Origin of the sequence: Microcoleus sp. ARI1-B5 (assembly GCF_036705795.1) — a bacterium.
In the GTDB taxonomy this organism is placed as follows: domain Bacteria; phylum Cyanobacteriota; class Cyanobacteriia; order Cyanobacteriales; family Microcoleaceae; genus Microcoleus.
On the sequence record NZ_JAUBVK010000008.1, the window covers coordinates 237,707 to 251,134 of the forward strand.

The 13,428-nt window shown below is 47.8% G+C and carries 16 protein-coding genes; 7 read left to right on the forward strand and 9 right to left on the reverse strand.

What is annotated here, in order from left to right:
- Positions 1-237: 237 nt before the first annotated feature.
- From QUB63_RS15455 to QUB63_RS15465, 3 genes are all read right to left on the reverse strand, one after another.
- Entirely contained in the window at positions 238-375 is a 138-nt protein-coding gene (locus QUB63_RS15455; RefSeq protein ID WP_293149949.1) for a photosystem II reaction center protein K, read from the reverse strand.
- A 60-nt stretch (positions 376-435) separates the two neighbouring features.
- Positions 436-1,566, reverse strand: coding sequence for a tRNA guanosine(34) transglycosylase Tgt (gene tgt, locus QUB63_RS15460; RefSeq protein ID WP_332946135.1), 1,131 nt, complete (start codon positions 1,564-1,566; stop codon positions 436-438).
- A gap of 299 nt (positions 1,567-1,865) precedes the next feature.
- Positions 1,866-2,315: a hypothetical protein gene (locus QUB63_RS15465; protein WP_332946136.1), complete on the reverse strand. Its 450-nt coding sequence runs from the start codon at positions 2,313-2,315 to the stop codon at positions 1,866-1,868.
- A gap of 260 nt (positions 2,316-2,575) precedes the next feature.
- Here QUB63_RS15465 and cobS point away from each other — a divergent pair, with 260 nt between their 5' ends.
- Together cobS and QUB63_RS15475 are read left to right on the forward strand one after the other, a co-directional pair.
- Positions 2,576-3,373, forward strand: a complete 798-nt coding sequence (gene cobS / locus QUB63_RS15470) for an adenosylcobinamide-GDP ribazoletransferase (RefSeq protein ID WP_332946137.1) — start codon at positions 2,576-2,578, stop codon at positions 3,371-3,373.
- A gap of 157 nt (positions 3,374-3,530) precedes the next feature.
- Positions 3,531-3,698: a hypothetical protein gene (locus QUB63_RS15475; protein ID WP_332946138.1), complete on the forward strand. Its 168-nt coding sequence runs from the start codon at positions 3,531-3,533 to the stop codon at positions 3,696-3,698.
- A gap of 63 nt (positions 3,699-3,761) precedes the next feature.
- On the opposite strand, the gene QUB63_RS15480 is transcribed toward QUB63_RS15475, so the two are convergent.
- The 4 genes from QUB63_RS15480 to QUB63_RS15495 all read right to left on the reverse strand — a co-directional run bounded on the left by QUB63_RS15480 (position 3,762) and on the right by QUB63_RS15495 (position 6,223).
- The gene (locus QUB63_RS15480) at positions 3,762-4,178 is read right to left on the reverse strand and encodes a hypothetical protein (RefSeq protein WP_332946139.1); all 417 of its coding nucleotides are present in this window, start codon (positions 4,176-4,178) and stop codon (positions 3,762-3,764) included.
- A 73-nt stretch (positions 4,179-4,251) separates the two neighbouring features.
- A complete protein-coding gene (locus tag QUB63_RS15485; RefSeq protein WP_332946140.1) occupies positions 4,252-4,389 on the reverse strand; it encodes a hypothetical protein in 138 nt (45 codons plus the stop codon).
- A 196-nt stretch (positions 4,390-4,585) separates the two neighbouring features.
- Positions 4,586-5,782 carry a hypothetical protein gene (locus QUB63_RS15490; RefSeq protein WP_332946141.1) on the reverse strand — a complete coding sequence of 399 codons (1,197 nt, stop codon included), beginning with the start codon at positions 5,780-5,782 and terminating at the stop codon, positions 4,586-4,588.
- A 216-nt stretch (positions 5,783-5,998) separates the two neighbouring features.
- Positions 5,999-6,223 carry a FitA-like ribbon-helix-helix domain-containing protein gene (locus QUB63_RS15495; protein ID WP_332946142.1) on the reverse strand — a complete coding sequence of 75 codons (225 nt, stop codon included), beginning with the start codon at positions 6,221-6,223 and terminating at the stop codon, positions 5,999-6,001.
- A 123-nt stretch (positions 6,224-6,346) separates the two neighbouring features.
- On the opposite strand from QUB63_RS15495, the gene QUB63_RS15500 reads away from it, so the two are divergent.
- Complete coding sequence (locus tag QUB63_RS15500; RefSeq protein ID WP_332946143.1) at positions 6,347-6,646, forward strand: hypothetical protein; 300 nt, start codon at positions 6,347-6,349, stop codon at positions 6,644-6,646.
- Positions 6,647-6,956: 310 nt separating this feature from the next.
- On the opposite strand, the gene QUB63_RS15505 is transcribed toward QUB63_RS15500, so the two are convergent.
- Positions 6,957-8,705 (reverse strand): hypothetical protein, encoded by a 1,749-nt coding sequence (locus QUB63_RS15505; RefSeq protein ID WP_332946144.1) that lies wholly within the window; start codon positions 8,703-8,705, stop codon positions 6,957-6,959.
- 427 nt (positions 8,706-9,132) lie between these two features.
- Here QUB63_RS15505 and QUB63_RS15510 point away from each other — a divergent pair, with 427 nt between their 5' ends.
- On the forward strand, positions 9,133-9,327 hold the full coding sequence (locus QUB63_RS15510) for a hypothetical protein (protein WP_332946145.1): 195 nt from the start codon (positions 9,133-9,135) through the stop codon (positions 9,325-9,327).
- Between the two features lie 83 nt (positions 9,328-9,410).
- On the forward strand, positions 9,411-9,626 hold the full coding sequence (locus tag QUB63_RS15515; protein WP_332946154.1) for a hypothetical protein: 216 nt from the start codon (positions 9,411-9,413) through the stop codon (positions 9,624-9,626).
- 583 nt (positions 9,627-10,209) lie between these two features.
- Here QUB63_RS15515 and QUB63_RS15520 read toward each other — a convergent pair.
- On the reverse strand, positions 10,210-10,671 hold the full coding sequence (locus tag QUB63_RS15520; protein WP_332946146.1) for an MgtC/SapB family protein: 462 nt from the start codon (positions 10,669-10,671) through the stop codon (positions 10,210-10,212).
- Positions 10,672-10,757: 86 nt separating this feature from the next.
- Between QUB63_RS15520 and QUB63_RS15525 the strand changes: the two genes are divergently transcribed.
- Together QUB63_RS15525 and QUB63_RS15530 are read left to right on the forward strand one after the other, a co-directional pair.
- Positions 10,758-12,131, forward strand: a complete 1,374-nt coding sequence (locus QUB63_RS15525) for a tyrosine-type recombinase/integrase (RefSeq protein ID WP_332946147.1) — start codon at positions 10,758-10,760, stop codon at positions 12,129-12,131.
- A 429-nt stretch (positions 12,132-12,560) separates the two neighbouring features.
- On the forward strand, positions 12,561-13,274 hold the full coding sequence (locus tag QUB63_RS15530; RefSeq protein ID WP_332946148.1) for a hypothetical protein: 714 nt from the start codon (positions 12,561-12,563) through the stop codon (positions 13,272-13,274).
- Positions 13,275-13,428 lie beyond the last annotated feature (154 nt).

A 13,428-nucleotide genomic window follows, 5' to 3' on the forward strand; every position in this document is an offset into this window, starting at 1 on the left:
GCTTAGCTTTTTGGGTAAACAGAAGGAAGAGGGCTATAGTGTCAACTTAACGTCTTATGTAGTGCCAGACTACTGTTTGTCGCTATAGCCCAGAGCCCCCCTTAGCTTGCCCCCTACTCGACCCCTACTCCCCTTGAAAAAGGGGGGGACAAGAGTATTTTCTGGCGTCCGCACAAAACTTAACAGCTAAAAGCAGGGGCAATTGGTGAATTGCCCCTGTTTTTAATGAAATCAGACTTATCTGAACCCGACAGCCGCTTGCCAGACAAAAGCCAGCAGCAAGAAAAACACCGGAATCACTGGCAAAACATTAATCAAAGGATCAAAGATCGCATAAGCCTCGGGCAGTTTAGCCAACAGTAATGCAGCTTCCATGAATCAACCTACCTATCCAACACAATTTTCATAATTGTCGCATATCTTTACCCAAGGCAATCACGATCGATCGACACTCGGTGCCAGCCAGCGGGCAAACTCTTCGGTAAATCGATCGGCCAAAATCGCCTCCCGCATCCTCCCAGTAAAGCGAATCAACTCCGTCACGTTGTGCAGCGCCAGCAAAGTATAGCTGAGTGCTTCCTTAGCCCGCGCCAAATGCGCCAAATAAGCCCGACTGAATTTTTGGCAGGTATAGCAAGGACAAGACTCATCGAGCGGAGCAAAATCCTCCCGAAACCGAGCATTTTTCAAATTCCAGCGTTCCCCGCGCACAAACGCTGTCCCGTGACGGCCCAGCCGAGTCGGAATCACGCAGTCAAACATATCTACGCCACTCGCCACAGCCAGCGCCATTTCCCGATACGTTCCAATCCCCATCAAATAACGGGGTTTATTTGCCGGTAACAGGGGCGCAGTCACTCTCACAATCTCTGCGATCAAATCCCCCGATTCGCCGACGCTAACCCCGCCGATCGCATAACCGGGCAAATCCAAGTCTACCAACTGGTTCGCCGCGCGCGATCGCAAATCGGGGAAAACGCCCCCCTGCACGATGCCGAACAAAGCTTGCTCCGGGCGCGAGTGAGCTTGCATGCAGCGTTGCAGCCAGCGGTAAGTGCGATTTGTCGCCGCCTCCACCTCGTCCCGCGTAGCGGGGTAAGGCGGACACTCGTCGAAGGCCATAATCACGTCAGCGCCCAACTCGTTCTGAATTTCGATCGATTTTTCCGGCGTCAAATTAATGATGCGACCGTCGCGGGGAGCTCGAAAAGTCACCCCATTCTCCGAAATAGTCCGCATCTGGCTCAAGCTAAACACCTGAAAGCCTCCCGAATCCGTCAGAATCGGGCCCGGCCAAGCCATAAATTTGTGCAATCCGCCGGCGCCTGCGACAATCGCTTCCCCCGGCTGCAAGTGCAAGTGATAAGTATTTGCCAAAACCATTTGAGAACCTGCGTCCTCAAGATGTGCCGGCGTCAAAGTTTTGACATTAGCCAGCGTCCCCACCGGCATAAACTTAGGCGTTTCCACAACACCGTGGGGAGTGGCAAAAACCCCTGCACGCGCTTGGGTATGGCTGCAATTAGCCTGACATTTAAAAGAAAATCTCGCGTTGTCTTCAGTCATTAGTCCCCGACGATCGTTAACCGCTACTGGGCAGTCGTTGTTATCTAATAGACATCTCCACAACAGCAAGCTTTGAACAGGCAGGATGCCTGTTCCACAATAATTATTGGAGATGTCTAATCTATTGTTGTAGACATCGCGACAAAAAACCCATGACCCCGCCCAAAAACGGATACAAGTTTCCGACAAGCGTCGTGGAGGGCAAAAAATTTTAGACCTTAGTTCTACCTCGCAGATTCACGGCGCTGCGAGTAAATCTAAAATCTAAAATCTAAAATCTAAAATCGACTGACTGACGGTTAAAACGGAGAATCGTCCTCATCCAATTGCAGATCCCAGTTGCCTGAGAGTACCTGATCGACAACCGCATCCAAAGCCGCAGCATTTAAATTGCGGGCGACTTGCTCTTGCAAAGGATTGGACAGGGGAATTAACCGCAACTGCCGTCCCTCTTGAATCAGGTCAAAATAAGCACCTTCTTCAGGAGAGTGTTTCAGTTCCAGGTAATCAAAACTATATACGTTCAAATAAAGCGCGTGGTTGGCAATCAGGGTAGAACGATCGGGGTTGGCGAAGACTTCGAGCACATAACCTTCCCCTTCGCTGTAAATCTTGCCATCTTGGATGTGAAGGTAGCGGACACGTCCTAAATCAAACAGCAATCTTTTGATATCGCGCTTGTTGACGACAATGCCTGTATCGATGATGCAAGGAGCAACTACCCTGTTATTTAATTGGTCGTGACTCATGGAGCAAAAGCCTCTGTTGTAGTATGTTCCCGTCTAGGAAATCAGGGAGTTAGCTAGAATTCTTGACAAGGGAAACGGGGGTCTTGAGTTTAGTCATTTTAGATAGGGAGCTTCGGGAGCGCTGCCAGTAAAGGTTTTCCGGGGAAAACGGCGATCTGCAGGAGGAATGCCCGATCCAAAGGACTAGGGTGTTACAGTTCCAATTCTGGCACACGCTAATGGATTAGCAACTGCATACAAGATGAAAAATTTTCTATCTTATGGTGGATGATAAATTGGTTCGCTCTACGATCGACTTTTTCCGGAATCAAGGCGCTGCCATTGCAGCCGCAGTCGCTTTTTATACTTGCTTGCCGGTGCCGGTGTCTTGGACTTTGGAGTTTCGGGGCATTGCTCGCTTGGCACCGGCGATCGGGCTTTTGATTGGCGGGATGCTGGGACTGGCGGATCTTGGCTTGCAGTTGTTGGGTATGCCTGCTCTGACTCGATCGGCCTTGGTGGTAGTTTTGGGCATCGCCGTGACTGGCGGGCTGCACCTAGACGGGGCTATGGACGCGGCAGACGGGCTGGCCGTACCCGACCCCGTTCGCAGGCTGGAAGTCATGCGGGACAGCGTTACAGGGGCTTTTGGGGCGATGGCTGCGATCGCGATCGTCCTGCTGAAAACTGCCGCTCTCTCGGACTTGAGTAACTATCGGTGGTTGGCTTTGATGGGTGTCGCCGGTTGGGGGAGGTGGGGCCAACTGGTGGCGATCGCCCGCTATCCGTATCTCCGGGCCGAGGGGAAGGGAGCTTTTCATAAAGAATCGATTTACTCTCCTTTTGATTTTATCCCAGGAGTGCTGTTGCTGGTGAGTTTGAGCGTGCTGCAAGTTGTCTTGGAGGGCGATCGGTGGCTGTTGGCGGTGGGGATGGCTTTGGGCGGAAGCGCGATCGGAATTTTTGCCGGTGCTTGGTTTAACCACCGTTTGGGGGGTCACACGGGGGATACTTACGGGGCTGTAGTCGAGTGGACGGAGGCTTTGTTGCTGTGTCTTTTGGCGGCTTTGGAAGGGTGAAGATAATTCGGCGATTGAAATCGCTACTACACAAACGAAGTCTGCCTCCGCAGACTAAGAGGTGGAAATCGGAACTCGACTTTGATATTTTCTATGCTGTCTGCCTTCAATTGCCACGCTAGATTAGACACAGCCAACCTCAACTTTTAAGAAAGCTATGGGATACTTTATTGCTGCGATCGTCCTGGGAATGTTAATTTGGGCTGGTATCGATATCGTGCATACCATCCGCAACTGGGAACTCAATCGCTCCGAAATCAACCAAAAAATTCAAGCTGAAATGGTCAAAGAGACATATTGCTGTCAATTTTGGGATTCTGAATAAGCACAGCAAGTATAATGAATCGTTCTGACGCACCATTTATTGGCTGTTGGCGGCCTTGCAAGGTTAAATTGTTTCTAAGTTAACGGCACCATTCTGCATCATCCAAACGAAAAAGCTGAGGATTTGCTCGACTGGCGGCAGAGGATAGACGGATAAGTCGATCGCCACAGTTTGATTTTCGAGTTTGATAAATTGCCATTGAATGCCATTACTCACGCTCCCATAGATGATGGGGATGTTTTTTTCTTTGGCTTGATTGAAGCGTTGATCGGCAACCATTTCGGCAATACACTGACCCAATCCGCTTTTGAGGTCGGTCTTTTTTGCTTCGACAATTACAACGGCGGGGGCTTCAATTTCTAGCACTTCGGACGATCGCGCCAGCAAAAAATCAAACACTCCATTCAATCCGACAGCTTCGTCGATGGTGAAATCTTCGCCGGAAAAAAGGCTAATTTGGCGATCGAGAATCCGCCTCACTTCCAGCAGTACGGGATAGATGATTCCTTCCGATCGCGCTTTTTCACTTCCCGATGTAGCGACGATGGGGAGGCTATCTTTGAGAGTGCCGCTGAGGATATCTGAGGGTGCGATCGGGCGAAAGCGGAGGTATAAAGCGAGATCCTTCTTGGACTGTCAGACCGAAGGCTTGTTTCGCTTTGGCGATCGTAGTAAATTGACTGTATGGCATAATTTTTTCAAGTTGACCATTATAGATTTTGTTTCGCTATTAATTACTGTAAATGATATTAATCGGGGCTACAATTCTCCTCGAACGGCACGGTGTTGCAAGGGAAATAAGTCATGGAGTTGAGTGACGGATTATTGGTCGGGTTGTCCAGTTTTATCGAGTACATTGCGACTCGAACTTCTAGCCAACAAAAACTTTACCGCACTCCCCACACTACGATCTCGCGATCGCTGCCACTGACAAGAGTTTCCGAATGCTGGCTGATGGCTAGGGATCTAACAAAGTTGGAATGTCCTTCCAGAATTTTGCTCAATTGCCCGGTTTGCAGATTCCAGACTTTGATAGTTTTGTAGCAATTTGCACTAACAAGAGTTTGTCCATCCGGGCTGATGGCGACGGAAATACAATCGCCTGAATCTAATTCCAGTGTTCCGATCAATACCCCGGTGTCCATATTCCAAACATTGATGGTGCATCCGTAACCCCAACTCACAAGAATTTGCCCATCCTGGCTGATGGCTATCCAAATAACAGGGTTTGAATGTTCTTCAAGGATTTTGCTCCATCCCTCAGCGTACAGATTCGCGACACCAATGATTGTGCTCATACTCGCACCAAAAACAGTTTGCCCATCCGGGCTGAGGGCTAGGGATGTTAAATACCCTGGAATAGTTCTGATCAATACCCCAGTGTCCAGATTCCAGACTTTGATGATATGGTTTGTACTGGTACTAACAATTGTTTGCCCATCCGGGCTGATTGCTACCGAAGTAACTCTGTAGGCATATTCTGAATATTCTAAATGTGCTGCAATGGTTCTGAGCAATTCCCCAGTGTCCAGATTCCAGACTTTGATGGTGCAGTCGTCACTCCCACTCACAATAGTTTGCCCATCCGGGCTGATTGCTACCGAAATAACCCGGTCGGAATGTCCTTCGAGAGTTCTTATTAATTCCCCAGTGTGTAGATTCCAGAGTTTGAGTATGTAGTCGTAACTCCCACTGACAAAAGTTTGCCCATCTGGGCTTATTGCTACCGAACTAACCCGGTCTGAATGCCCAGAAAGAGTATATAAGCGCTCAAAAATTCCCCAGGAATTGTACTCTTTTAAAATCTGTTTAACTCTCGGATCTACCCTTTTCCGCAACAGCCGATATGCAGCCCTTTCTACCTGCGGTGATTCATCCTGTAAAGCCCGAATTACCAACTCCAAACCAGCTTCTCCGTACTTCGGCGCATCAGAAAGAGCAGCAATTCGTTGCTCGATCGCTCCACTCGCCAAGCGCCTCTTTACACCTTCGATACCTCCCAAAATAGCGGCGTTAGTTGGCATTGAGGATTGACCGCCAAGGACGGCATCGTATTCTCTAGGCTCATTAGGATTTTGTGTCATAGCACTTTGATTAGTTTAATATACAAAATTTGATTAAACTTAACTATTGAAGCTTTTAGCGTTCGTTCAACGATAATTTTTAACCAATTTAACAAATCGCGGTATGCCACAGGCAGCCTCGTTATTGTAAAAGCTGCACTAGATCGGGAAACTTCGTCGCTAGGAAGCGATCGAACCTAATCACTTGAACTTCCTCTGGCATTGTATCAATTACTATCAGGGTCGTCCTTGCTCTTTCCAGTCTTGCAGTTGGCTAGCCGTTTGCACCGGCAGAGTGTCCCAACGCCGACGGATGCGATCGATCACCGCCCCCCGCTGCACATAACGGCTTTGTAGCAGATCGCGAATTTCCTGCTCCATCGAAACTCCCTTTTGTTCCGCAAGCCGTTTGATGCGATCGACCAATTGATCGGGCACATTGCGAATCGTAATCGTTGCCATTTTGCTTCTGGTGTAGAAAGGAATATTGATCATTATGCTAGCAAAGTGCTGTCATTGCCTTCCTGTTTCTTGCCAATAGCTGCGTTAAATTAAATAAAGGCAACCTCAATTTTTGTGAAAGCTATGGAATACTTGATTGCTGCGATCGTACTCGGAATGCTGATTTGGGCTGGGATCGAGATTGTGCAAACAGTCCGCAACTGGGAACCGAATCAATCCGAGTTTAACAAAAAGATGCAAGCCGAAATGGGCCAGTACGAGGCTAATGGTTTTGTAGCTGATAGCGCGATCGACTCTGGGGCGAAAACAGTCGGACACGCACTCCACGCCAGCCACTGCGCCGCCGAAGCCGCCGCTTGTGAAACTACTCCAAGTGCGATCGCCCATACCCTCGAAAGCTTATCGCACCTGTTGCATCATTAATATCGTGTGTGCTAGCTGTAGGGGCGGGTTTTACAAATAATCTTTGACGCACGCAAACAATCTCATAAACCCGCCCCCCCACAACTAATAACCTATATCAACCTTTACTTTTCTCAAATGGCAAAAATGTACATTGAGGTTTACCGTTGAGAGGGCGGGTTTATGGGATTATTAGTTTTTGGCGTAGATTGTTGGTAAAACCCGCCCCTACGACATCGCAAATTATACAAAAACGAACTAACCGGATCTGATATAAAAACCCAAAATGAATGGAAAATGCAATTTAATTTTTTCCATTCATTTTTCATTTTTACGCTTTCGGCTCCACCCAAACAGTCATCCCCTCAACCCTCAAACCTTTGCCGCGAGTGCCGCAATATTGACCGTTAGAAGCAACAGGAGTATCGCCGACATTCTGAATGTGAGCGGTGTAAAATACATCGTACTTATCAGCTTGCGGCCCAGTCAGTCGCGCGGCAAATCCCTCAATGCGCTTGGCTTTGCCCCGGAAACCGGCTAACTCCCCTGACTCGATCCAAGCAGTATCGCCAACTCCTTCAACGTGAGCCATGTACTGCAAATTTAAACCGGGAACGGGAGGCTCTATTTTAATTTGAAAACCTTCGACGCGGCGACCTTGAGCTTTAGTACCGGCATATTCTTTATCGCTAAAAGTTCGATCGCCAATTCCTTGAATGTGCGCCAACACTTTTAAACCCACAGGCGCCGCAACTTGAGAACTCGCAGACGGCGCGATCCAAACTTTGATGCCCTCAATTCTCAAAGCTTTGCCGCGAGTGCCGCAATAATCGCCGTTGGAGGACACCTCGGTGTCGCCGATATTCTGAATGTGAGCGCTATAAAATACGTCGTACTTATCACCTTGCGGCCCGCTCAACCGCACCGCAAATCCTTCAATTCGTTTAGCTTGACCGCGAAAACCCGCTAATTCCCCGTCGCTGAGCCAAGGAGTATCGCCAACACCTTCAACGTGGGCCATGTACTCGACTTTTAAGCCGGGAATTGGCGGCTCGATATTAATTTGAAATCCTTCGACGCGCCGCCCTTGAGCTTTAGTACCGGCGTATTCTCTAGCACCGAAAGTTCGATCGCCAATTCCCTGAATGTGCGCCAAAACTTTCAATCCCAAACCGCCCTCTACTGGCACTTGTTGAATCTCGCGAGGTGCCCCAAAGACAATGTTGCCGGTGCCGGTTGCTTGGAGGGATTTAGGTACTTCCACGCTAGGAACGATAATCACTTCGTGCATGGGTGCCGAAGGTGCGGGGGATTCCAAAATTTGGATTTGTGGCGCAACTGCAACTTGTTTCGGCGCGGCATTTCCCGACGGGATGATAATAACTTCGGGCAGAGGTTCGGCGCTGATTTTTGGTTCGGGCGCTGCTTTAAATGCGGGTTCGACTTTCGCAGGTGCTGTTTTTACCATCTCAGTAATGGTTAATTTGCCTCTGGAAATGGCGACGGCTATTTGTTTGCCAAAAGCGGCGCTGACTGTTTCTTCCAGGATCACCCACTGTTCGTCGTCTAATTTGTCTTGCTGTTCCACTAGGGCGAGCACTGCTGCAACTGGGTGTTTGCCGCCTACTAAGGATTCTGCGTCGGAATGCAGTTGAGTTGGGGTTGATTCGGAAATGGCGCGGTGCAGTTCCCGGGCTCTGGCATGAACTGATTGTAAGGGCGCGAAGTCGCTTTGTTCGCGGTGGGCGATCGCCAATACTCGATCGAGCACTTTCAAAGCTGCGTCGCGAATTTCGGCTAGACCTTCGGAAGCGGCGTTCGTCTCGACTAAGTTTTGAATGTCTTTGAGGGAAGTAATTTCCCCCGGGGCGAGGGCAGATTTGTTGAGTTCGAGAGCTTGTTTTTGGACTCCTGCAAAGTTTCGGCTGTAGGCAGCGATTTCTTGGAGTAAGCTGTCGGAGGGAGGAAGGCCGGAGTCTTGCAGTTGTTTTGCTGCTATTGACAGGCGATCGGCTAAATTAGCATAAGTTTCCGATAATCGGGCTATTTGTTGTAGCAAATCTTTATGTGCTGCTTGCATAGGGTTTTGCAGTAAATATTTAACTTGCTGATTATAGACGGTGAGAGCCTTCTGAAGGTAGAAGGCAGTAATCATTGGTCCTTAGTCATCAGTCCTGCCGTCAAGGACTTACGCATGGACGACCACAGAAACCGGGTTTTTCACCTTTTCGGCGGGATGCAACGAGGTAGAGGCGTGAAAAAACCCGGTTTCTTGCCACCCGTGCGTAACTCATCAGCAATATTTTCCCACTCTCCCCCTCGAACCCTCTCCCACTCCCCCGCGTGATCTCGGTCACACCCGTGCAATTACTTAGTCACACTCTGCGACTGGGGCTGTCACGGCCGACCCCTAAAAATGTCACACAAATTGAGCAATAGCCGTCACTGCGGAGTCAGTTAAAACCGTTGATACTGAGGCTATTCAACGAATAAAACCCCAAAGTGTTATGGTACTGATTCGCGACCTCGCCCAACAAGCTCTGAGCCTTGGTTATTTAACTCTTGAAGCGGAAAATCAACTGCGGCGGATGTTAACTACCACCAAGTATGATTTGGAAGACTTAAATGCCTTTATGAATTTGCAACTGGCAGCTATGTCCGGCTTGGTGAAACAAGAGTCTCGCGAGCTGAAAGAATTTTAATTTTTTGGCGAGACAGCCTCGGAAACTTCCTGTTAGTAATGAGTTGGCTTTTGATACATTCAAGTTTAGTAAGGGACATTTATATCGTGGTAGTTCGTGAAGTTGTAAAACAAGCTCTTGCCGCTGGATATCTGAGTTTGGAAGCGGAAAATGAAATGCAGCAGATTTTTTCGTCAGCAAAATGTGATTTGGAAGATTTGAATGCTTTTATGACTTTGCAGTTAGCTGCCATGGCCGGTCGCGTCAGGCAAGAGTCTTTGGAATCGATAAACTTGCCCAAAAAATATGAAGAAAATTAATCGTGTTTATTCAGGATTGGGTCTGGATAAATATTAACTTATATACGCGCCTTCACCGAAGGTATATAATTATTTAATAGCGCTATCTCTGCTAAAATTTTATGCTCAAAATAGGTTTTGAGAGTTTATTTATTATTAATTTACCTAACTAAAATAATTTAAGATGTTGAGTTAGGTTTGATCGTTCGGACTTCAGTCCTCAAAACCCTGCTTGGATGACTGCCAACAATTTTATGGTAATACCAAATCCGGGGAACGTCATTCCCTTGATGATTAACCCTTCGTCCGAAGACAGGCACCTTAGCAATCGCTTGTCTTTAGATAAAAGCAATCGCAGAGACTAGGCTATTGCTTCATGCCTCGCTGGAGACAAATCCAAAAAGGGGTTAGCTTTGCCCGGGATTTAGTATAAATTATTAACTGGACTTGCTATCAAATAGCTAATATGATGTCCCGTCGCTCGACGGCTATCAAATTGGTTGGCAGCATCAAACTGAAGTTTTCATAAAACGAGAGAGGACACAAGTCCGAACGCTCAAACTTATCGCGCTTATTTTACTAAATATTATACAATCACGCTCGACTATTTCCGACGGCTCCGACGCTCTAACTCTTTAATTACTCTCAGAACAAACAGCGACATGAAAGCGCCAATTAATGCAAGTTGCCACAACCCGCATCCTGCCGCAGTTCCTAACGCTGCTGATACCCAAATAGCGGCGGCAGAGGTGAGCCCGCGAACTTCAGTTTTGCCTGCTTCCTGCTGATTTTGCCGCAGGATTTCTCCGCCTCCCAAAAATCCAACCCCGGCAGCAATGCCTTGAATTACGCGCTCGATCGCATCTCGTGCATTTTCATTTTTACCTATTGCCAGCGGTATTAAAACAAACAGCGCAGAACCCATACTTACTAGCATATGAGTTCTCAATCCCGCTGGTTTGTGTCTGAGTTGGCGCTCCCATCCAATAATTCCGCCCACAAACATGGCAAAGCACAACTTTAATGTTTTACATAGCCATATGCTATACTGCTTTACAACTTCCATCGAGCTATGTGCATACCTCGATTTTCAGAGATTTGCTAGAAACTTGATAGAAGCCTACAACCCTTACGGAACGTTGAAAACAGAATATGGCATACGCTAAAAGCAACCACATCCCAGAGACCATCACCGTGCAATCTGACAAAGGTTCACTCCGGTTACAGTTCTCAACCAAGTACAACCCTATCTTTGGTGGCAAGCGCAAGCACCAGGGGCTGGCTATGAAGGATACCCCGGAGAACTGGCAAAAGGCGATCGCTATTGCATGGCGGATAGAAGAGGATTTACAGCACTCCGACTGGCAGACGCTGTTCGACCCAACCTTTGCCAAGTACGGTTTAAAGACCAAGTACGCTGCTGAATTGAAGCTAGCAGCGCCTATCCCTGAACCTGAGCCTGAGATGACCGTAGGTGAGATGTGGGAGGATTACTTAAAATGGAAGCGCCCACAATTAGAAGATACGACCTTTAAGCTTAAATTTCCCGCGCGAACTAACATCTTGAAAGGTTTACGCTGGAATTCTTCTATAAAGGCTTTTGAACAGACAGATAATAGGGTCTGGGAATTGGCTTTATCGAGCGAACGAATCAGTGCTTTATTGTCCAAAATTCCGCTAGCAGAAAGTAGTCGCAAGCGATTAATAGCTAGTCTTTCGGAAGCGTTTGTCCGCTTACAATCTCTTGGAAAAACCAAGGTCATGGCTAACCCGTTTGTAATAGTTGGTGATGTTACCGAAAACAAGGCTGATAAGTACAAATCAACGGTTAACGCCGATGGTGAAATACAAGAGTGGTGGCAAACTGCCGACGCCGAAGTTGACCCCGAAGAAAAGGACAGGCGCGCCTTTACTAAGGATGAACGGGATATCATTATCAAGGCATTTTATGAGTCTAATAAATCTCACGTTCGCCAAGCTGCATCATTACTGGAGTTTCGCTTTTTAACTGGCTGTCGCCCGGGTGAAGCTTTTGCTTTGCGGTGGCAAGATGTATTTATTGGGCGTGACAAAAATTACATCCGATTTAGTAAGTCTTACAACGGAAGGCTTAAAAACATTCAAGTTACTAAAACGGGTGAAGTTAGATTGTTCAAAATCTATCCCAAGCTTAACGACCTGCTGATGCGTATTAAGCCTCTTGACGCTAAGCCTGCTGATTTGGTGTTTACTACACTAAATGGCAAAGCTTGGTCTAATGGGGCTTTTTATGGAATTTGGCATCAGAAATCAACCTCTATCAAAGGAGTTGATTATTACTATCCCGGGGTAGTTACTGAGTTAGTAAAATCAGGAGCTATTTCTTGCTATTTACCTCCCTATAATGCGCGCCATACTTTCATTACCTTACAGGCGCACGCGGGTGCAGACTTACTCTTGTTGGCTACCGCTTGTGGCAACAGTGTAGAGGTAATCCAACGCCATTACTTAGGAATTGACACGACTGTTAAGTTAATCGACATCTAACCCACCCTCTCTCCACCGACCGCCCCCTAAAAAGGGCGGTTTTTTATTGCCCGATCGCTGGCACGGAAGTCAAAATATTTCGGTCACGTCGTGTGCATAGCGTGAATCTAGTGGAAAGTTTCTTTCTATTTGAGTGCATTTCTAGGCGTAGCCGCCTACCTTGGGCGGCTACTTGTGAAAATGAAGGTAAATAGGCAAACAAAAACCCGGCTGTTACGCATAATATCACTTGTGTCATGTGATTAACGGTAATCGATCCCAGTCGGTCGGTAACAAAACTTAACCCTTTTAGGGATTGACAAATTTACTTGCCCTCTGCGATCGTCTAGTAATGAGGAAGATTGATAGGCGCGACTACCCGGTGTTCTTAGCACCGAATAGTTACGACTTCCCCAACCGTTAATCCACAACGCTTGGAGCAAGATTATTATGTCACAAAAGTCCGTTGCGGGCGTACCGCGATCGCAATTCTTAGCGTACTCGTGGGACGCCCCTGTAGCGTTTCGCTGGTATCGAGATGCCGTGTTTGACGGTATTTCTCACTCACAAGCATTTGGCGTACTTGACATTGGCGTTAAAACCGTACAGTGGCTTCACTACTACCAAGCCCCCGTGCTACTACCAGAACAATGCGACAACCTCTACGGTGTCGAGCCAAAAACTACCGACCGCTTGATTCGCAATTTTGACCCGCAACTGCGGCAAGACGGTATGTTTTGGTGTCCGGAAACGCACTTAGCTGATGCAGAACCTGTACTAGGACTGTGCTGGATAGGCAAGCCGAGCCTTAATTATTTGTTGCCCCCCAGAGCCGTACTGAAGCTGGCTTGCTTTATGCCAGCAACTCAAGTCACGATTTGGGTTTTAGGTGGTATTGATGCGATAGCAACCAAACCTTACGAGCCGCTACCCGAAACGGTGAAGATGAGCCAGCACTATCGAACAGTAGAAAAACGGCTTGCACCCAAGGATAAAAACGTTTTGATCCAAGAGGCACAAGACAAGGGCGTTTACGCCTACGCCAAGCACTTTGGTAATTGGGATAGCGGAGTAACCTACAAACGCCTGCTCGCACACTACGAGCGGGGCGGACAGTTTCCGCCTACCCGCACCGAACTCAACGAAATAAAACTTGAGTTTTAGCTCTGGTAAGCCCTCTTTTGAGTGTGTTTCTGAGTCAAGCCGCCTACGTTGGGCGGCTACGTTGGGCGGCTTGATTTGGAAATACACTTAGTTGCTCAGGTAGTGAACCCAGAAAAATCACTTGATACAAGTGATTGCTGAACAGTTAATCTTT